The sequence below is a fragment of the Shewanella chilikensis genome, from assembly GCF_037953065.1.
Lineage (GTDB): Bacteria > Pseudomonadota > Gammaproteobacteria > Enterobacterales > Shewanellaceae > Shewanella > Shewanella chilikensis.
Genome location: NZ_CP149966.1, coordinates 4,428,502 through 4,448,790, shown reverse-complemented (window position 1 = coordinate 4,448,790; position 20,289 = coordinate 4,428,502). Strand labels below are relative to the sequence as shown.

The 20,289-nt window shown below is 54.0% G+C and carries 18 protein-coding genes; 11 read left to right on the top strand and 7 right to left on the bottom strand.

Annotated features, from left to right (window positions below; translation table 11 throughout):
• Positions 1 to 197: 197 nt before the first annotated feature.
• Complete coding sequence (locus WKR14_RS20000; RefSeq protein ID WP_335921948.1) at positions 198 to 806, top strand: transporter substrate-binding domain-containing protein; 609 nt, start codon at positions 198 to 200, stop codon at positions 804 to 806.
• On the opposite strand, the gene WKR14_RS19995 is transcribed toward WKR14_RS20000, so the two are convergent.
• Positions 803 to 2,161, bottom strand: a complete 1,359-nt coding sequence (locus WKR14_RS19995) for an isochorismate synthase (RefSeq protein ID WP_101055886.1) — start codon at positions 2,159 to 2,161, stop codon at positions 803 to 805. The two genes, WKR14_RS20000 and WKR14_RS19995, sit on opposite strands and share 4 nt — an antisense overlap.
• Before the next feature lie 350 nt (positions 2,162 to 2,511).
• Here WKR14_RS19995 and WKR14_RS19990 point away from each other — a divergent pair, with 350 nt between their 5' ends.
• The 8 genes from WKR14_RS19990 (at position 2,512) to WKR14_RS19955 (ending at position 10,212) form a co-directional block, all read left to right on the top strand.
• Positions 2,512 to 4,647: a TonB-dependent receptor gene (locus WKR14_RS19990; protein WP_335921949.1), complete on the top strand. Its 2,136-nt coding sequence runs from the start codon at positions 2,512 to 2,514 to the stop codon at positions 4,645 to 4,647.
• Between the two features lie 2 nt (positions 4,648 to 4,649).
• Entirely contained in the window at positions 4,650 to 5,999 is a 1,350-nt protein-coding gene (locus tag WKR14_RS19985; protein ID WP_101055884.1) for an ATP-binding cassette domain-containing protein, read from the top strand.
• Complete coding sequence (locus tag WKR14_RS19980) at positions 5,989 to 6,672, top strand: energy-coupling factor transporter transmembrane component T (RefSeq protein ID WP_101055883.1); 684 nt, start codon at positions 5,989 to 5,991, stop codon at positions 6,670 to 6,672. Before WKR14_RS19985 ends, WKR14_RS19980 begins: the two co-directional genes overlap by 11 nt.
• Positions 6,659 to 7,213: a core component of ECF transporter gene (locus tag WKR14_RS19975; RefSeq protein WP_234555689.1), complete on the top strand. Its 555-nt coding sequence runs from the start codon at positions 6,659 to 6,661 to the stop codon at positions 7,211 to 7,213. The genes WKR14_RS19980 and WKR14_RS19975 overlap by 14 nt, the downstream gene beginning before the upstream one ends.
• 13 nt (positions 7,214 to 7,226) lie before the next feature.
• Positions 7,227 to 7,958, top strand: a complete 732-nt coding sequence (locus WKR14_RS19970; RefSeq protein ID WP_101055881.1) for a DNA-binding protein — start codon at positions 7,227 to 7,229, stop codon at positions 7,956 to 7,958.
• The gene (locus WKR14_RS19965; RefSeq protein WP_025009171.1) at positions 7,959 to 8,174 is read left to right on the top strand and encodes a hypothetical protein; all 216 of its coding nucleotides are present in this window, start codon (positions 7,959 to 7,961) and stop codon (positions 8,172 to 8,174) included.
• A gap of 163 nt (positions 8,175 to 8,337) precedes the next feature.
• Positions 8,338 to 9,519: an HD-GYP domain-containing protein gene (locus tag WKR14_RS19960; RefSeq protein ID WP_101055880.1), complete on the top strand. Its 1,182-nt coding sequence runs from the start codon at positions 8,338 to 8,340 to the stop codon at positions 9,517 to 9,519.
• Positions 9,520 to 9,594: 75 nt separating this feature from the next.
• A complete protein-coding gene (locus WKR14_RS19955) occupies positions 9,595 to 10,212 on the top strand; it encodes a paraquat-inducible protein A (RefSeq protein WP_101055879.1) in 618 nt (205 codons plus the stop codon).
• Here the strand turns inward: WKR14_RS19955 and WKR14_RS19950 are convergent.
• Genes WKR14_RS19950 through WKR14_RS19935 form a run of 4 tightly spaced genes read right to left on the bottom strand, consistent with a single transcriptional unit; the run spans position 10,203 to position 15,823 of the window.
• Complete coding sequence (locus tag WKR14_RS19950; RefSeq protein ID WP_025009174.1) at positions 10,203 to 10,508, bottom strand: DUF3240 family protein; 306 nt, start codon at positions 10,506 to 10,508, stop codon at positions 10,203 to 10,205. The genes WKR14_RS19955 and WKR14_RS19950 overlap by 10 nt on opposite strands.
• On the bottom strand, positions 10,505 to 13,558 hold the full coding sequence (locus tag WKR14_RS19945) for an efflux RND transporter permease subunit (protein WP_101055878.1): 3,054 nt from the start codon (positions 13,556 to 13,558) through the stop codon (positions 10,505 to 10,507). The genes WKR14_RS19950 and WKR14_RS19945 overlap by 4 nt, the downstream gene beginning before the upstream one ends.
• 1 nt (position 13,559) lies before the next feature.
• Positions 13,560 to 14,582 (bottom strand): membrane fusion-like protein, encoded by a 1,023-nt coding sequence (locus WKR14_RS19940; protein ID WP_165565926.1) that lies wholly within the window; start codon positions 14,580 to 14,582, stop codon positions 13,560 to 13,562.
• Complete coding sequence (locus WKR14_RS19935; protein WP_165565927.1) at positions 14,579 to 15,823, bottom strand: TolC family protein; 1,245 nt, start codon at positions 15,821 to 15,823, stop codon at positions 14,579 to 14,581. Before WKR14_RS19935 ends, WKR14_RS19940 begins: the two co-directional genes overlap by 4 nt.
• Before the next feature lie 84 nt (positions 15,824 to 15,907).
• Between WKR14_RS19935 and WKR14_RS19930 the strand changes: the two genes are divergently transcribed.
• Complete coding sequence (locus WKR14_RS19930) at positions 15,908 to 16,432, top strand: helix-turn-helix transcriptional regulator (protein ID WP_101055875.1); 525 nt, start codon at positions 15,908 to 15,910, stop codon at positions 16,430 to 16,432.
• A gap of 406 nt (positions 16,433 to 16,838) precedes the next feature.
• Here the strand turns inward: WKR14_RS19930 and WKR14_RS19925 are convergent, their stop codons facing one another.
• Entirely contained in the window at positions 16,839 to 17,762 is a 924-nt protein-coding gene (locus WKR14_RS19925) for a YeiH family protein (RefSeq protein WP_234555683.1), read from the bottom strand.
• Between the two features lie 213 nt (positions 17,763 to 17,975).
• On the bottom strand, positions 17,976 to 18,581 hold the full coding sequence (locus tag WKR14_RS19920; RefSeq protein ID WP_224867743.1) for a malate synthase: 606 nt from the start codon (positions 18,579 to 18,581) through the stop codon (positions 17,976 to 17,978).
• A gap of 94 nt (positions 18,582 to 18,675) precedes the next feature.
• Between WKR14_RS19920 and WKR14_RS19915 the strand changes: the two genes are divergently transcribed.
• Positions 18,676 to 20,214 (top strand): DUF3612 domain-containing protein, encoded by a 1,539-nt coding sequence (locus WKR14_RS19915; protein ID WP_101055871.1) that lies wholly within the window; start codon positions 18,676 to 18,678, stop codon positions 20,212 to 20,214.
• The last annotated feature ends 75 nt before the right edge of the window (positions 20,215 to 20,289 follow it).

The following is a 20,289-nucleotide window of genomic DNA, read 5'->3' as shown; positions in this document are numbered from 1 at the left end:
GACTTGTTCGCACCTCCCTTAAAGCTACTCTACACTGAAAGGGAAGACAGGAGAGTTAAATGAATCGAATCTGCTGCCTGCTGCTGGCCTTATTGACGTTTGTCTGACCGGCCATTGCCGAACCGACCAAGATCCAGATAGCTACCGCCAGTTGGGGCGGTTATACCGAAACCAATGGTGAAGGTTATTATTTTGAGTTGTTGCGAAGGGTATTCCCCGAGCCGGAATGGCAACTGGAAATTCAGTTTGTTCCTTTCCCTCGCTCTCTGTATATGTTGGAGCGCGAACAGGTTGATATGGTGTTAGGGCTTTATCTGGGGGATATCTCCAAGGGAATTTACAGTGCTCACAAAGTAGAAACCGAGGTGATAGATGCTGCAGTAACTCCTGAACTGGCCAGTGTTTGGCAAGGTATGGTGTCTTTGACCCATAGAAAGGTTCAGGCTTTGATCGCTTATCGTTTTTTTACCTTGACCCAGGTACCCATGCTCTATCAGGAAAACAGCAGCCTGCTGGAGATGCTGCGTAAGGTGAATGAAGGCAAAATCGATGCCGTACTCGATTATAAACCCGACATGCAGCCACTGTTGTCGCAGTTGGAACAGCCAAGAAAATTGGTACTTATCGAAGATGTGCTGCGGGCAGATGTTTATTTTGCCTTCGCCAATAATCCCAAAGGGCTCGAGCTGAAGGCCTTGTTTGACCAAGGCTTTGAGCAGTTGGAGCGTTCCGGGGAATTGGCAGAGATTAAACTGCAGAGCCTGGAGTCGCTGCAACTGAGGGTACAGGAGCAGCCATCACCTTAAAAATCTAGCAAAATCGACATTATGGTGGCGAGTTTGTTTTCCAGCTCCTGCCACTCGGCTTGTGGATCTGAACCTGCGACTATGCCGGCACCGGCAAACAGGTTGATACAGCCGGGTTCCAGCAGGGCGCAGCGGATGGCTACCGCAAATTCACTCTCATATTTATTCAGATAACCACAGGCTCCGGCATACCAACCACGCATATAGCCTTCCCGCTGGCGCAGAAAACTGATGGCAGATTCCCGCGGTAAACCACCGACGGCCGGGGTTGGGTGCAAGGCCTGCAGCAGTTGAAAATCTTTCACCCCGTGACGCAGTTCGGCACGAATCGATCTGTGCAGGTGTTGAATATGGTTGAGTTTGAAGATGGTGGGTGTCTCATCGGCACCGACATAGCGGCTCAGCGGGGTCAACGCCTTGACAATATGCTCTCTGACAAGCTGATTTTCATTACTATTCTTGTTGTCATCCAATAGCTGCTGCGCCAGGCGTTCATCTTCTTCTGGGCTCAGGCCGCGAATGGTAGTACCCGCCAGTGCTTCGGTATACAGTTCCTGCTGCTGACGGCGATAAAGGCGTTCGGGTGAGCAGGAGATAAAGCTGCGTTCGGGGCTGAATTCGAAACCGAATTGAAAACTGTTGGGGTTACGTCCTTGCCAACTGGCCAATACTTGCCAGGGATCCGGAGTGTCTTTCACCTGTAGCTGAGTCAGGCGTGACAATACTACTTTGGGAGTGTCCTGATTGAATCTAGGGGCGGTAACTTGTTCCACCAGTGTCTTCCAACGCGGATAATCGGGCCTGTCATTGCGTGACAGTTGTTCAGTCTTGGTCGGTGGCGTCATGGGGCGGGCCGGCACCAGTGCATCCAGTGCGGCTTGTGCTTGGGCTATCTCTTGCTGCTGGTCTCCCTGCCCCAGATTCAGATTAACCAAGAGCCGGAAATAATCTGAACTGCGCCTCAGCTCAATTCGGGGTAACAGGAATCTGGCGCGGCCGAACTCGGGCCAGGAGGCGATTTCGCGATCGAAGGCGACGCCGCCGTAGTAGCGGATCTCCTGGTTACTGGAGTAGGCCCGTTGTGTCTCATAGACTTCGGCCAGAGCCTCGTCTGTGACTTCATCTTCGAAACGGAAATCCAGGCAACTGCCGATGGCGGCCACCTCCTCGAGTCTGTCCCTTCCTTGCCAATAAATTCTTGGGTAGCTGGGCTGGGAAGCCAGCCAGGAGATCAATGGGATCGCCTGTACCTCCGCGGCCAGTTGGACAATAGGTTCTGCTGGTGTCAGCTTGGCCAATTGACACAGCTTGTCTTTGAGTGACGAAATGGCCTGAGACAGGGTAAGTGCAGACAAGGGGAGCTCCGAACATCCGAACAAAGGGATCCGGAAGCAGAAAGCGTCCGGCTAACAGTATCTTTAACACAAACTAAAGTTCCACACCTCGAGTGTCAAGCCGTCGAAGGGGCCGGTGTGACGTATAGCATGATCCCATTAATCAGCTTAGGTTAATGTGATGTAAGTGGACATTTTTGCTAGGCAAATTGTCTTGCTGGGACAATCTGTCCGTAGTCGACTCTGTTATCTACTCCCTTTGTATTAATTTGTCGATCTGTATTGGTTTTTACCGTCTCTGAGCTTGTAGCTTTTTTGGGCGGCGCCAGAATAGCCCGGATAATCCCAATCAGAAACGACAGAAGAGCCTTATGTCCCATATTCCGGTAAAACTCTCTGCCCTCGCACTGGCGCTGGGCTGTGCCATGCAGGCCAATGCGGCCTCTATTGAACGTGACCCTTTGGTCAATAACGCCATGGACGTGATAGTAGTGCACGGTGAGCGTGCCAACGCCACCGAAGTTGCCACCACCAACTGGAGCATTTCTGAAGAAGAAATCAAAGCTCTGGGGGCCCAGAGCCTGGATGAGGTGTTGAAGAATGTTCCCGGCGTTTACGTGCGTTACGGCGGTGAGGGCACTCCAAGGGTGGATATCCGTGGTTTCAAGACCCGCCATGTCACTCTGTTGATCAATGGTGTACCGGCCAATAGTGCCGATGATGGTCAGTTTGATCCCAGCGTGATCCCAACCAGCCAGATTGCCAGAGTTGAAGTCTCCGTTGGCCCAACCTCGGTTCTCTATGGTCCAGGCGGCGCCGGCGGTGTTATCAACATCATTACCAAGCGTGGCGACAGCGCTCCGGCGGTATCCGGCAACCTGGAATTGGCCAAGGATGACACCTTCAAGGGCGATATCAGTGCCGCCGGTTCGGGCGATAACTGGCAGGGACTCATCAGTGCAAGTTATCAGCACACAGATGGTTTCCCTATGTCTTCTGACTATCAAACCACTGAGTATCAGGATAAATATCAGCGCAACAACGCAGATAAAGAACTGTCCAATCTGTATGCCCAAGGCAGCTATTGGCTCAGCGATAATACTCAACTTATTGCCAATATGGCACTGCGTTCGGGTGAGTGGGGCAAGCCCCCAAGAGATGGCAGCGGCAGTGGCCGGGTGAAGTTTGAGCGGGTCGATGACTATGATTCACAGACTTTCCAGTTGGGCCTGGCACATAAGTTCAATGATACTTTCACTTTCCGTGGCTTTGGTTATCACAACCAGAGTGATACCTATGAAACCGTGTACGGCGACAATAGCTACGCCGAGCTGACTCAAGCTCAGGATGGCACCTCCAAAGTGCAGGGCGCAAATCTGCAGTTGATCACCGACTTCGACACTGCAGGTATCCTGACTACCTCAGTGATTGCTGAAAAACAGAGCTGGGAAGCGGTAGCTGAAAGCTTTGGCTCCTCGAAGAAGTCCGGCAGCAGCAAGATTGCAGCAGCCAAGGGCTCTGGCGGCGGTAATGGCTCAGGTGGTGGCAGCGGTTCCGGCGGCGGTAGTGGAACTGGTGGTGGCAGCGGTTCAGGCGGCGGTACTGGAACTGGTGGTGGTAGTGGTTCCGGCGGCGGCACTGGAACTGGTGGTGGCAGCGGTGAGTCTTTCGATGATTCGGCCTGGGTTTATACCGCCGCGGCCGAGTATCAGTTCCAGTCCGACGGTGATTGGGGCTTTACTCTGGGCGGCGCATACCACGACATGGACAAGACCGAAGGCAATGAGAATGATTACTCGGCGCTGGCCTCAGGTTTCTGGCAAGTGGCTGACGATACCCGTCTGAGCCTGAGTGCGGCTCGTAAGGTACGTTTCCCCTCCATGCGTAACCTTTATTCCCTGTCTTCCGGCAATCAGCAGCTGGAAACTGAAATCTCCAAGCATGTTGAGTTAGGGTTGGAGCAGGGGCTGGGTATGAATACCGAGCTGCAACTCTATCTCTATCACACAGATGCTGATGATTACATTGCCAAAGATGCCAGTGGTATGTATCAGAACATAGGCAACTATCGCTTCCAGGGTTTGGATACTGTGCTGTCCAACAAGAGTATAGATAATCTGGATTTGAGCTTGAGCTACAGTTATCTGCACGCTGAAGACAGAGACAGCAGCACAGGTTTTGATGGTCTGGACTATCGTCCCAAGCATCAACTGCGTTTCCAGTTGGGCTACAAGTTGCCGACCGAGACTCGTATCCACCTGAATGTGGAACGTATCATGGATCAGAACTACTACGATCAGGAGAAGATCGGCGGTCAGAAGGTATGGCAGGAGAAATCCTTGGATGATTACACCCTGGTGGACATCAATCTGGTACAACCTTTGCTTAAAGATAATCTAGAGCTCTATTTACGAGCCACCAACCTGTTGGACGAGAACTACTATCAGAGTGATTCTTTACCTCAGGCTGGTAGACAAGTCTTTGTTGGGATTAACTGGCAGATCTGATAATGCGCTTACTCGAACTCGAAGGGATCAATTTCAATCATGGTTGTTTGCAGCCTTTGATATTGAGGGATCTGGATCTGAAAATAGAATCCGGATCCTGCCACTGCATCAGTGGCCCCACGGGTTCGGGTAAGTCCAGTTTGCTGGCTTTGCTTGCCGGGCTGCAGCGGCGTCCCTGTGAAGGTGGTATTTTCCGTCGTCAAGGGTTGTTGGTGGGTCTGGTGATGCAAGATCCCCAGGTGCAAATATTGCGTCAAACAGTTGGTGCCGAGGTGGCCTTTGCCTTGGAAAACCTCGGTGTGCCCAGCGGCCAGATGATCTCCAGAGTTCAGCATGCATTGCGCCGGGTGGGGCTGTTTGTCTCGCTGGAAACTCAAGTCAGCAAGTTGTCTCTCGGACAGAAATATCGCTTGATGATTGCAGCCCAGTTGGTGAGTGAACCTGCGGTTTTGCTGTTGGATGAACCTTGGGCGCAACTGGATGATACCGGTGTCGATGAATTGCTGGCAGTGATCCGTAATCTTCGGGCTGAAGGTATGGCTGTGGTACTGGTGGAGCATAATCCCCAGGCTTTTGCCTCGGTTGTTGAACACTTTTGGTACCTGGACCAAGGGCGCCTGTTTCCCGGCAGTTACCGGGTCGAATCCGCCAACCATTTGAAACGCCTGGAGCCGGACCGAAGTCGGGAACTGGTCAGTGCCACTTCATTTGAATTTCGTTATCAGGGGCATTCGCCCCTGTTTGTGTGTCAGCAGGGCCTGTCTTTGGGCGCTGGAGAATTGGTCACTCTGACCGGTAACAATGGTTCGGGCAAGAGTAGCCTGCTGAAGGCGATAGCCGGTATTCAACCCGCGGTGGCGTCCATGCCGCTAAGGGTCTTTGGCCGTAAACCCAAGCCTGGTGCCTATGGCTCCATGTTGGGTTTGTTGATGCAGCGTCCCAACCGTCAGTTGTTTGAGGCCACAGTGATTGAGGAGATGCAGTTCAGCCTGCGCCGCTTCGACTTGCCGCTGTCTCGGGCAGAGAGCCTGCTTGAGCAGCTTGATTTGCTGCATCTGGCTCAAAGTTCCCCCCATACGCTTTCCTATGGACAGCAGCACTTGATTGCCCTGGCTTCTATCGCGTGCTTGACTCCCAGTTTGATGCTGTTGGATGACCCCTTGGCTGGGCTGGACGGCAAACATCTGGGGCAGCTTTGGCAGATACTCAACTATTTGCGTGAACAGGGAGGCAGCATAGTGATTGCCAGCCACAGACCCTTGCCAGATTTACCTTGTAGTCAGTTGTGGCAGTTGCAACAAGGCCAACTGGAAATCGAGTTTTCCCCAGAGGAGGTTACCTGTGTGGGTTAAAGGACAGCGCCATGGCCGCGCTTCTCCCAAGAGGCTGGATCTAGGTGTGTGGGGCAGTGCCACAGCTTTGATCTTGGTAGTGACTCTGTCATCGGCAGCCTTTCTCCTGCCTCAAACTCAGCTTCCCTGGCTGGCGGCTATCAACCTGATCTTGGTGGCTCATGGCATGCTGCAGCGTGGCGCCATAGGTGGGGTAATCCGCTTTGTTCTGCTGCAACTCGGTTTTACTTTGGGGCTGTATGCACTGATGCATGGCGGCGAGCAATTGGGACAAGGCACCTTGGCGGTGGCCCGCATTACTCTGGCTTTGCTGCCGGGATGGTGGCTGTCGGTTACCGTGCGTCCGGAGCGGATCGGTGAAGTGTTATGCCTGGTCATGCCGGCTAAATGGGCCTTTGTGGTGGCCGCTTCTATAGGTCTGCTGCCCTTTATGACTCAGGAGATCGCCGAGATCTATCAACTGCAGCGACTGCGGGGGGCGCGAATTGCTCCCAAACAACTGCTCAATCCCCGCAATTGGCCTGAACTGGCCTACTGTGTGTTATTTCCCCTCTTGATCCAACTGCTTAAGTTGGCCAAACAGATGGCGCTTGCCGCCAAGAGCCGCCACTTTGGTCACACTTCCAAGCCGACCCATTGGCAGGATACCCGGAGCGAACATGGCAACAAATAACATCAAAGGATTTCAATTGCAGGATGCGCTCTTCATCGGCTTTTGTGCCACTTTATTGGTGGCGGTCAAGAGCATGCTCAGATTGAAGCTCGGCTTGTCGGGACATTCTATGCTGCTGATGAGCTTCTTCTATCTCACCTGTTACGGCATCGTCGGACGCATGGGGGCCATGACAGCTTGCGGCGCCTTGGCCGGAGTGGTTGCCATGACCTTGGGGGTGGGCAAAGGCGGCCCGCTTATTTTGCTCAAATTTGTGGTTCCGGCTGTGTCCATGGACCTGGCGCTTCTGCTGCTGGCTAATGCGTTTAACTTGCGTTGGCGTTTCATCGCCCTGGCTTTGGTGGGCTGTGTCGCCTGGGCCGCTAAAGGGTTGGTTGAGGATTTGCTGGTGGGTATGAGTGAGCAGGTGGCCTTGGTGCGTTTTGGTCTCAAGTGTTTACAAGGTGGCGTCTTTGCCATAGTCGGGGCGCTGCTGGTGCCCCCCGTTTTGAGACGCCTCAAGGCTCACGATCTTCTCCACAAAGATATTCAGACAGATTGATTAAGGTTTATTGATGAAAGATTGGCTGATTTGTATAGACGATACCGATGATATCGGCACCAAAGGCACCGGTGAGATAGCTTCTGAGATAGCTGAGTTGCTGACCCAACAAGGTGGGCAAACCTCTTTGGTGACCCGGCATCAGCTCTATGTGCATCCGGATATTCCCTACACTTCCCACAATAGTGCCATGTGCTTTGGTTATCGCGGTGAGCTTACCTTAGAGACGATACGTGAGTTGGCCATAGCTCATCTGCTCAGGGAATCTGCCAGCGCCGCCGACCCTGGGTTGGCGCTCTTGTCTCTGGCCGGTTTCAGCGGTCAGGAAGCGCTGATGGCTTTTGGTCGTGAGGCCAAGCAAGAGGTCAAGACCAAGGAGCAAGCTTACGGTTTGGCCAAACGCTTGGGTATCAGTCTCAGCGAGCATGGCGGCACAGGGCAGGGTGTTATCGGCGCCCTGGCGGGCCTTGGGCTAAGGCTCACAGGTAATGATGGCCGAGTGAAAGGCCAGCTGCAATTTGGCCAGACAGATGAAGCGGCGCCTTTTGGCGTTGCCGACATACTAAAGCGCTCTGAGCTCGATGGCGTATTGACCACAGATGGTGAGTGGTTGCAGGAAACCGACACAGTGTGGCTCAGCGGCAAGGTCAAAGCCGTTTGGGCCGAGCATAAGTTTGCCCTCCTGGTCAGCAAACGTGGCGCCGAGTGGCACAATGCCGGTAAACAGCAGCTGAAGGAGTTCTGAATGCAGCAATGGTTTGAACTCAAGCAGGGCAAACGCCTGTTTCTAGGTGGCAGCAGCAATCTACAGGCCGCCCGCGAGGTAGCCGGTCAGTGTGTTTGTTTTGCCGAAGATGATGAAGATGAACAGATAGATGATGTGACCCGCTCCTGTTACAACTGCCAGTATCGCCGCTGGTTGAGTGAAGGGTTTCAGTGTCTTGGCCCAATATCTGAGTGAGATTGGCATCATAAAGGCAAACTTTACCCCCTTGGGTGCATAGGCATTTCCGGATTTGGCTTCTAGAATACGGCAAAGCCGAGTGACATTTGTTGGAGAGTCGTTATTAAGCCCTGACAAACGTTTTTCGGATAAGGACAGAAGCATTTGCCGGAGTGAAAGAATGACTGATGTGGTTCCGACAGCAGCCCTGTTGAAGTTGCCCGTCACCCGATTGGGGATAGGCATGTATGTCTCAGCCATTGAGAACAATGGCCGGTTAGCTGTCGCCAATGCCGGCCAGATCAGAAGCCGCCAGGCGATCACTAAACTCAGCAACAGTGGCATTCGCTTTGTCTGGGTCGATGTTGAGCGTTCCAGCGATGGCTGCGGCCTGAAAAAGCAGCCTCCCGTTTGCAATAGCCATCCTCGTAAAACCTCGGTTAACCCTGAATTGGCAAGAGGTCAGGCCAAACAGCTACTGACAGAGGCCAAGGGCTTGGTGCGCAAAGTCCTCAGTGAAACCTTCGAAGGCAAGGCGATAGAGGTCGAGCCGTTCGCGGCATTGGCAGACAATATGATCGAGTCGGTGATGCTCGACTCGGATGCGATGAAATGCATATCGGCGTTGAGATCCAAAGATGCCTACTTACTGGAACATTCGGTCAATGTCGCCTTCCTGCTGATCACCTTCGGTAAATACCTCAAACTGGATCGTGAGATGCTCAGACAGCTGGCCATCGGCGGTATTCTCCATGATATCGGCAAGATTAAGGTGGACAACAAGATACTGCACAAGCCGGGCAAGCTGACGCCGGAAGAGTTTGAGCACATGAAGTTGCACCAGACCTATGCCATCGAGATCATGGAACAGGCCAAGGGCTTGCCTCAAGTGAGCAAGGATGTGTGTCTGATGCACCATGAAAAACTCGATGGCCGTGGTTACCCAAGGGGCCTGAAAGGGGATGAGTTGACGCTGCATGGGCGTATGAGCTGTATCGTAGATATTTATGATGCCCTTACTGCCACCCGCTGCTATAAAGAGGCGATGAGCCCGGCAGCCGCCTTTAAAATTCTGCTCAGTCTGACGCCCTTTCATCTGGATGAGAGCCTGGTGTACGAATTCATTCGCTGTATCGGTGTCTATCCGGTCGGTTCTTTGGTGCAACTGTCCGATGGCCGAGTGGGCATAGTCTGGGAATCCAAAGACAGAGATGTGTTGCACCCCATAGTCAAATGCTTCTATTCCTTGAAGTTTAAGCGATATACCGATGTAACCATGGTGGACTTGCTAAAGTCGGATCTCAATATAGACAGAGGTGTGTCGCCCAGCTCATTGGATGTCGACCCCAAGCCCTTCTATTGATCTGGAGGTAAACTGGGTAAACTGATGGGCCCGCCGAGTGGTGGGCCTTTTTGTTGAGTTTGTGGAGTGACCCCGATGCGTCGAATTTTACCTATCATGACCCTGTTATTGTCGCTGGCCTTGCTGATCCCCGGGGTGACTCAACCTATTTTGAGTGTCAGTGGCACAGTGGAAAAGGCCGAACTGACCGAAGCCGGGTTGGACATGATTGCCGAAGCCGTCAGTGATGACTCGGGGCGCGACAGTGCTAGGGGAATGCTGGCGATGATCAGCGGTATGCTGGGGCTGAACAACCTTCAAGGTGAAATGGAGGTGTTCAACAAGACCCGTAGTATCTGGGGCACAGTGACCGAGCTGCATCAACACGGCAATACCCTGGTGGCGGCGCTGGTGATGCTGTTTTCCGTGATAGTGCCGGCCTGCAAGCTGGGGCTGATGCTGCTGGCTCAGGCACCGCTGTCCAGTAAGGTGCGGCAGATCATCGACAGTATTACCGCGGCCATTGCCAAATGGTCCATGGCCGATGTATTTGTGGTGGCGCTTATCATCACCTATATGGCCGGCAACGCCTCGGCCGGCATGGGGGATTTGGTTCACACCCACGCCAGCCTGGAGTCGGGCTTCTGGTTTTTCCTCGGCTATTGCCTGTTGGCCATCGCCGGCCAGTATTGGCTTAAACCCCGTCAGTCCTGACCCAGCACGCCGTCTGTCGCTATCGGTACTATCCAATAGCGGCAGGGGTTGTGGCGGCAGACCTCCGCCAGGGTTTGCAGTAGCGCCTGCTGTGACTCTTGCGGATGCATCACCTCGAACTTGTAGAATTCCCGATACCCTTCCACCTGTTCCTTGAGATTGAAGTGGCTGTGCTCGCGGCTGAAGCCACAGATATTGATCAGGCTGAAGCCGGAGAGGTAGTCCAGCGACATCAGGGTGTCGACCACATCGTCTTTTAGGTTGTGCTGCACTATCAGCACCAAGAGTTGTTTCATTGGCGTTTCTCCAGGGTTTGATACAGCAGTGGCAACAGATAAAGGGTGGTGATAGTGGAGGTGATCAGCCCGCCTATGACCACGATTGCCAGCGGCCTTTGAATTTCGGCGCCGGGCCCGGTGGCAAAGGCCAGCGGGATCAGGCCGAACATGGCGGTGGTGGCCGTCATCAAAATCGGCCGCAGTCGGCGGGCGGCACCTTGTTCGACCCGCTCACTGAGGCTGGCAAACAGATGCCGCGACTGTTCATAGTAACTGACCATCACCACGCCGTTGAGCACGGCTACCCCCAGCAGGGCGATAAAGCCCACTGAGGCCGGCACCGACAGGTATTCGCCCGAGATAAACAGGCTGAAGATACCGCCCATCATGGCAAAGGGGACGTTGGCCAGGATCAGCAAGGCTTTGGAGATATTGCCGAAGGTGGTGAACAGGATCAGGTTGATCAGCATCAGCGCCACGGGCACCACCAACAGCAGGTTACGGGTCGCCCGTTGCTGGTTCTCGAATTCGCCGCCGAAATTCAGGCTGTAACCGCTGGGCAGAGACAGCTCAGCGGCCAGCTTGCCCTGTAGTTCTTCGACAAAGCCGACGATATCGCGGCCGCTGACATTGGTGGTGACCACGGCAAAACGGTTGCCTTGCTCGCGTTCAATCAGTATCGGCCCTTCGCGATAGCTTATTTGCGCCAGTTCACCAAGGGGCCTGAGGCTGGCATCCGGCATTACCAATAGCCTTTGCTCCAGTTGCGGCAGGCTGTTGATACCATCTGCTGCCTGGGCGATCAGCACGGGAGTTCGCTTCTTGCCCTGGATTATCTCGGTTATGGCCAGGCCTTCCAGTTGGCTCTTGAGATATCGGCCAAACTCATCGGCACTCATGTTGTAACTGCGGGCCAAACCCTCCTTGAGGCGGAGGTTGATAAAGGGGCTGCCTTCGGTCATGGCGGTTTTGACATCCTGGCTGCCGCGAGTGGCGCTGGTCAGGTGTGCCGTCTCGCTGGCCAATCTTGAAAGCGTCTCAAGATCTTCACCGAAAATTTTAATCGCCACATCGCCTATGCTGCCGGTAAGCATCTCGGAGACCCGCATCTGGATAGGTTGGGTGAAGTTGAAATTGATCCCCGGAAACTTGAGCACTTCGGTGCGTATGGCATCGATAAGCTCCTCTTTGCTGGCAAAGCGCCACTCCTCCACGGGTTTAAGTTCCATGAAGACATCGGTTTCATTCAGCCCCATGGGATCCAGCCCCAGTTCATCGGCGCCGGTGCGGGCCACCAACTGGCGTATCTCGGGGACAGTGGCCAGCAGGTGCTGCTCTATCTGAGTATCCAGTGCCAGCGAGGCCTGCAGCGAAATCGATGGGGACTTTTCCAACTGCAGAATAATGTCACCCTCATCCAGGGTCGGCATAAAGGTTTTTCCCACCTGAGTAAACAGCCCCAGGCTCAGTACCAGTGCCACCAGTGCCGTGGCGCAAAAAGCCTTACCGTGCTGTAACACCCACTGCAGACTGAGCAGGTAGCGCACCTTGAGCCAGCCAATGGCCTTGGGTTCGTTGGCCGCTTTTTCATTGACCAGATAGGAGGCCAGCACGGGGATCACTGTCAGCGACAGTGCCAGTGCCGACAGCATGGCAAACACTATGGTGATAGCCACTGGGGTGAACAGTTTGCCTTCGAGGCCGCTGAGAGTCAGTAGCGGTGAGAAGACTATGATCACTATCAGGGTGCCGGATACTACAGGCACGGCCACATCTTTGGTGGCGCGGTAGATGAGGTGCAGCCTGGGCAGGCGTTTGCCGCCGGCAATCTGGTTGACCATGTTCTCCACCACCACCACGGAGGAGTCCACCAACATGCCGATGGCGATCACCAAGCCGCCGAGGCTCATCAGGTTGGCCGACAGATTGAAGTAGCGCATCAGCATAAAGGTGGCCAGCGCCGCCAGCGGCAGCGACAGTGATACTACCAATGCCGCCCGCAAGTTGCCGAGAAACAGCGCCAGCAACAGAATAACCAACACCACGGCCTCAAACAGGGCATCTGAAATGGTGCCTATGGCAGTGTCTATCAGGTTGGCCCTGTCGTAGAACACATTCAGCTGGCTGCCGGGAGGCAGGGTCTTTTCTATTTGGGCCAGCTTTTCCCGTACCAGTTTAATGACCTGATCGGTATTGGCATCCTTGAGGCCGACGATCAAGGCCTCTGTGGTTTCTTCACCATTACGGGTCACGGCGCCGTAGCGGCTGAGATGACCTATTTCGACTTTTGCAAGGTCTTGCAGGCGATAGCTGCCGCCCTGATTTGTGGCAATCACCAGTTGTTGCAGGGCCTCCAGCGAGTCGATGCGCCCTTCGGTGCGAACCGTCAGGTTATCTGTCCCTAGCGTGATGCGTCCGGCACCCGTGTTGCTGTTGTTGCTCTCGATACGGGCTATCAGTTCTTCCTGGCTGATACCGGCCTGAGCCAGAGCGACGGGATCCGGGGTGATCTGCAGTGTCTTGGCAAAACCGCCGAGAATGTTGACATCGGCGACTCCGGGCACGGTACGCAGCAGCGGCCTGACTTCCCATTCCAGCAACTGACGGCGCTCCAGCAGCGACAGCGAGGGATTCTCCAGCGAAAACATAAAGATTTCACTGAGCGGGGTGCTCATGGGGGCAACGCCGCCTTCCAGATCGGCGGGCAGCTTGTCCCATACCGCCGCCAAGCGTTCACTCACCTGTTGTCTGGCCCAGTAAATATCTGTGCCTTCGTTGAAGTCCAGGGTGATGTCGGTAATTGCATACTTGCTGGTGGAACGCAGTATCGCCTGCTTGGGGATCCCCAGTAGCTCAGTCTCAACCGGTACTGTCACCTGGGCCTCTATCTCTTCGGCTGTCATGCCGGGAGCCTTGAGGATGATTTTTACCTGGGTCGGCGAGATATCCGGGAAGGCGTCCAGCGGTAGCCCCAGCCAGGAATAGGCGCCGGCACCACAGAGCAGCAGCGCTGTTATCAGGGTAAACAGTCTTTGAGTCAGGGAGAAACGGATAATGGCACTGAGCATGCTATTCGCCCCCCAAACCCAGGAGTATGCCTTTGACGGCCGCCACTGAGTCGCTCAACACCTCGGCACCGACCAGAGTCTCATTGGGTGCCAGGAAGTAGCTGTCGGCGCTGGCGCCTAGCACTTGTACGTCGATTGGCCGCAGCTTGTTTTGGCTGTGACTCAGCACCTGGCTGCCAGTGCCCCAGGAATAGAGACTCTGCTTGGGCACCACCAAGGCATTGATGGCCTGCAGCGGAATAACCTGCAACTGCTGCCCGGGTTGCAGGCCGCAGCTTGGGGGAACGGCCTGGCTCCAGGCATCGACAAAGCCCTGTTTGGCCAGCTGGTCCTTGCGGCTAATCTGCAGTTGGCACTCTCCGGCCATCACGGCATTGACACTGTCTTTCTGGGCCAGGGGTAAACGCAGCTTAAGCCTGAGTTCGTCGGCGGGCAGTATCCCCAGCAGTGGGGCGCCGCTCATCAGCGGTTCACTGCTATCGCCGTATTGCAGCAGTCCGGCCATGGGCGCGTGCAATATCAGAGTCTCAGGTTTATCCCCCGGTTTAAGCAATTCACTGAAATGCTGCAGGTGTTCATATTGCAACAAGGTGTCGAAATACTGCCGGCTTATCTGCGACCAGGTTTCGGCACCTATGGCACCGTTGGCTCGCAGCTTTTGGTTGCGATCATAGCGTTGCTTGGCGAGCTTGAATGCCGCTTCGGCGGCGGCAAATTGCAGCTGAAAGTGGGCAATTTCGGCGCCCTTAAGTTGTACCAGTGCTTGGCCTTCATCGACCCATTCTCCTTCGGCCACCAACCAGCGTCGCTGTTGGATGGTTTCCGGGGCCGTGAGATAGAAGCTGCTGCCGGGCTGAGCCGCCAATATTGCCGGTACAGGGGCGGCCTCTATCTGTTGCACTTGGTTCACTGAGGTGAAGCTGAGTGTCAGCTTACCTAGGTCAGCAACCGAAATTTCCTGCGCCCACAGCGGGGAGAAGAACAGTGTCGACACCAGTGTGCCAACCAGGGTTTTAGGGGTCATAGGGTAACTCCGAGCGCTTGCAGTTGTTGGGAATGCAGCTGGGCTTGTGCCAGATGGTTGAGCGACAGCCTGGCTTGGGTATCCAGGGCCTCAAGGTGGCGCCGCAGCCAGGACTCATACTGGGCTGGGCCTTGTTCGGCCGTGGTCAGCAGGGTTTCGCTGAGCTGTTTGCTCAGCTGCACGGCTTGTTCCAGCCCTTGCTGTTCTTGTTGTAGCTGGGCTTGACGACGTTTGAGTTGTTGTAACTGTAGTTGGCTCTGCAGTAGCTGCTGTTGTTGCTGTTGCTCCAGTTGCAGCCTTTGTTGCTGCAGTTCGCCGAGCTGTTGTTGGCTCAGGCCGTTGCCAACAGGTAAGGGGATTTCCAGTGCCAGACCCAGAGACTGTTCATCCTGTCCCAGAGTTGCAGTGTTTTTGGCCGTGACAGACATCAGCCAAGGAGTGTCATCTCCTTCGAGTTGGGCGTTTGTGGTGAGCTGCTGACGTTGCTGCTGCAGCGCCAGCAATTGCCACATGGGATGCCCGGCACCGGCATCATCCGGCAGTGGGGTGTCACTTTCATCCAGTGATGGCAGCTGTTGCAGCCCGGTCAGGCGCTTGAGTGCCTCATTGGCTTCTTGTTGTTGTTGCTCCAGTGGGAGTTTAGTGAGCGACAACTCCAGCAATTCACGTTTTAACAGCAGTACCGAAGTTGCCGGCATTTCACCACTTTGGCTCAGGGCCTGTTGCCGTTGCAGCAGTTGCTGCAGTACCTGTTGCTTGTGGCGTAGTTGCGCCAGCTCCTGCTCGGCTTGTGCCTGTTGCCACCAATACTGACGCAACAGACCTGAGAGATAGAGGCGCTGCAGCTGGCTTTGCAAGGCCAGCATGCGTTCGTTAATGGGCTTGAGCTTGGCATTCTGGCGCTGCATGGCCGGCGACTGAAAAGGCAGGTTGAGCGAGAGCTCCTGCTCATAGCTGTTGTGGCTTTCCAGGCTGCCCAGGTGGCTCAAACTGATGCTTGGCAAGCCTGTCAGCCAGTCCGAGCTGTGATATATTGGAGCCAGTTGTGCCGAAGAGGTGTGCAGCCTGTTTTGACTCAGGGACAAAAGGGCATCTCTGTCTGTTTCCGGGGCCGCTCTCAGCTGAAACACCATTAACAGTAGGCTACAACCCAGGTATAGGGGGCGGATTTTCATGGGAGTGTCTCTTGGGGAAATACCAGCCGCCAGCCTGGCATTGATTTGGTTGGTTGTCTTCGGCAACCTGTATCATATTTGGGCTTATGGGACATATGTACCATAAGTTAACTACATGTTTTTGAAGATTATTAATCGGGAGTTGCGTCAATGAAGGATCTGGTGATGATAGGGCTGCTCAGCGTGATCATGACGCTGAACTTGCTGGATGTGTTGTCAGATATGCAACTTGGCGTGCCGACTTATCACATAGTGCAGGAGAGTATTTTGGTGGCGCTTTCCGCCTGTGGCGCCCTGTATATCAGTTTTGATCTGCTCCGCCGCAGCCGCGAGATGCAGCTACTCAAGTCAAAGTTAGCCAATGCCGATGCCAGGATCTGCAATATCTCCAGCCGAATGCAAGCTGCTCGCCAGGAATACACCCAGGCGGTACAGCAACAATTTGAACTCTGGTCGCTGACCCGCAGTGAGCAGGAAGTGGCTTTATTACTGTTGAAAGGCTTGAGTTTCAAAGAGATTGCCAGTGTTCGCAGCACCAAGGAGAAGACGGTGCGACAGCAGGCATCGGCAATTTACGCCAAGGCGGATGTTGATGGCCGCCATACCTTCTGTGCCTGGTTTATGGAAGACTTTATTCAACCCGTTGCTAGCGCCGATACTTCACAGGCGGCCTAAGACGCGGGTGGCATCTGTCGTTTTGAAAGCGACTTGACACGCGTTTCTTGAAGCCAATCCTGCGGCGGCTGAGTGGGTAGGATTAGGCATTTGCTCCGGCAATTTTCCTCCTTGCTACTAGGCTGTCGCCTTCATAGAGAGTGGTTTTCCTGCCAGTTAATGCATATAAAAAGGAATAAAAAATTTTTTCTTAGTGCTTTGGGTTCTTTATTATTGAGAATCGATATTGGCACTCAGGCTCCACAGACACCAATAATAGCGGCATTATTTAACTGTGGAGGTGGCGGTGAAGCCTGGCTATATTCTGCTGTTTCTCTTACTGGTGGTACTGGCATCGACCCAGACTCAAGGCTTGTTGCGGGCTTTGATTGAACTCAGCGCCTTCGTAGGCTTTTGTTACCTGTTTTCAACTCTGCCAGAGAATATAGCCAAGAGACGAGCTGCCGATAAACAGCCAGAGGATCACCCCGAGAAGTAAGGGCTTACTACCACTCTGTTTTAATTTCCTGAGGGTGATACCGCAGCCAATCAGGAACAAACACACCACCAGGGTACGCTTCGCCAGTTCAAATAGCTCCTGATAGATAAATTGGCCCTGAGGCAACACACTGGTGATGGCGATAGCCAGGCAGTAAAACAGAATAAACCCGGGAATATTGAGTTTCCCCTTGCCACCAAACAACAAGGCGCTGATTGCCGCCAGAGGCACTATCCACAAGGCGCGTGCCAGTTTGATGGTGGTAGCTGTCTTAAGAGCTTCTTCACCGTAGGCAGACGCGGCGCCCACCACGGACGAGGTGTCATGAATGGCGATGGCGCTCCAAACCCCGAAGTCATGTTGGCTCAACTGCAGCAGATGACCTATCACGGGAAAAACAAACAGGGCAACCGAGTTGAGTACAAAGACGCAGGCCAGTGCAATGGCGGTTTGTTCGTTGCGGGCATTGATAGCCGGTGCCACCGCGGCGATGGCGCTGCCACCACAGATGGCCGTGCCACTGGCAATCAAGTGACCGACTCGTCTATCCAATCCCAAAACCCGAGTCAACGCCGTGCCCGCCAGCAGAGTCAGCAATATTGATCCCAGGATTAACGGTAAGTTGCCCACAGAGGCGTCGATCGCCTGTTGCAGCGGAATGCCAAAACCCAGACCGACAATGGAGATGGCCAGCAGTTTTTTGGTTAGTTTCCCAAGATCCCAGTCCGATGGCAGCCAGCCGAGATTAGCCAGCACAAATCCCACCAAAAGTGCCAGAGGTGAGGAGATGGCGGGGTGTAGGCAGGCGATGGCAAGCAGGCAAAACAGCCACTTTTTCTGCAGTTGGCTCATGGGCAAGAGATAGCAAGATTCCGGGGACGTTAGTATAAGTGAGGCAAAATGCTAGGAAAACTAAAATTAACTTAATGTTCAGCGTAAGTTTTGCTGAATCTCTGGCTAAGGCAACAGGATCAGGGAAGCCAGTTCCCCGATCCTGAGTCGATGTCACTTCTGGCAGAAGTTTGCTGTGTCTAATAAGGCCAAGTGTCTATGACGCTTTTGCGATTAGACTCGTGAAGACAACTGATATTCATGGCCATCTTTGGTGGTAAAGCGTTTGCAACTCTTGTTGCTGCGTGGCTGACCGCCATCATTGTGCAACAGGCTAATCCACTCACGCTTGAGTCTGTTGTCCTGGCAGCGACCATCGATGAGACAGCGTTCCAGCTGAATGTCTTCAATGGCGGCGCAGTCACGACTGCCGATACAGCCTTGGCGGTCGAAACTCAGCTCCAGGTGACAGTCGCGATCATCCTTGAGCAATATGGCTTCGGGCTCGCTGCGGTGGCCGCTCAGGGCGACAAACTGTTGTGGCTGTTTGAGGCCACATTGGCTGCCATCGGCAAAGCAGGCCAAGAGATGCTGATAGTAAACCACATAACAAACCACCTCGGCATGTGAGCCGTTTGCCAGTGGGAACAGCCGGTCAAGCAGTTGCTTGGCATTGGCCATCTTGTCGGCGATATGGCGTTCACCGAGTGCTTCCACGGCAAAGACGGCTTCGGCGATGAAAGGGTTGTGCTCTTGATTGATTTTTTGCTGCATAGTGGAGATGTTCATCGTCTCGCCCTCGTGTTTGCTTTCCTTGACCTGATGGCACTGTCGCCTCATGGCCGGACAATTCCTGTGAATTGCTTAATTTGTAGGCTAGCGTTTTTTTGATTACAATTTCACAATAAAAATTTTACAGTGTGAATTTTACAAAATGCGCCAAGACCAAAGCCTGATCCGTAAGTCACATTTTCTGGGAACTAAAATAAGAAACCTCAGAAAACGCAATCACTTAACTATGGAAGATTTGTCGGCACGCTGTGTCAGGGTCGATCCTGAGTCGGCACCGTCCGTGTCATACCTGTCGATGATCGAAAGGGGCAAGCGTGTTCCCAGTGCAGGTATGCTGGCGGTCATAGCTGCAGTTTTTCAAAAAGAGGTGAGTTGGTTTCTGGACGATGCGCCGGAGGAGCAGGCTATCACCCCGGACAAAGGACGACGCGGCGGGGTGAGTGGTATGCCGCTGGAGCCAGGTTTCCTGTTCTCCAATGATATTTTGCAGATAGCTATTCCCGAGATGCTGTCACAAACGGGGATCAGCGGCCGCCAGTTTGCCCACCTGTTGATCCGCGCCCATCAGGAACACCATCAAAACCATTTCCCCGATCTGGAACGGGCCGCCGAAGAGGTGGGTAAGAAGCGTCTGCCCTTGTCGGTAGAAGAGATGCTGGATCTCGCCGCGGCGCAGGGACTGAAGATCCAATGGTTCGCCCGGCCGGCAAAACAGCTGACGGATGCCCAGGGGTTATGTACCGGAGAGTTGGTGACCTCCTACATGGAGCCGCCGGGAACGCTATTTCTCAACGAGATCCTCAAGTCTCAACCAACTAGGCTCAAGTACGACCTGGCAGTGCATATAGGTCACTGTGTGCTGCATAACCGTGATGGGCTGAGCAATGTGTTGACCGTGGGCCGCAGTGGCTTCAGTGAAACCGATCCCCAGATCCAGAGTTCTTCTCTTAATGCCCAGGATATACTCCAGGCCTGGCGTGGCTTTGAGGCCAGTTTCTTTGCCGGAGCCTTGCTCTGCCCCAAGGTGGCATTCAGGCAGTTGCTGGACAGATACGGCTACGAGATAGATGCTCACCGATTGGCGGGGGTTTCTCCTTCGGTAGCGATGCGGCGTATGACCGGGGTTTCACCTTACCCTCACTGGCACTACTTCGACGCCTATGCTCCGGGCAAGCTAAAAGCTGTGTATCGCGGTAACGGTATACCTCTGCCTTGGGGCAATATGCGGGCGGTGGCCGATCCTTGTCAGCACTGGGCGGTATTTCGGATGATCACCGAACCCAAGGAAGGCAGTTCGGCGCAGATTTCCATCCTGGATGTGGAGCAACAACCCAGGATCTATTGCTGTGAATCGGTTAAGGTCAAAGACTTGGCCGGCAACCACCATGTGCTCTGTGCTGGAATAGATCTCAATCCTGCCATTGAGGCTCAAGGGGAAGATGCCTTGTCATTGGCGCAGGATCTTAAGCAGGCTTGTGTCGAGCAGGGCGGAGAAGGTGCCATTCCCAGAAAGATAAAACAGCAACTGCTGACAGTGGCACGGATACTCAATATCAATTGGGTCGAGCGCGGTATTGCCGGTGATGCCAGATTGATCTGCTCCAGAGGTGCGGTTTGCCCGAGACGGCCAACCTGTTATGGCGAGCAGCCTGAGGTGAGCTTTCCCTGGCCCAAACAATAACCTTGGAACGCTAGCACAACCTTGGGTTGGTAAATACAGACAATAGATAACTTATATTCACCTATTGTCTGTTTT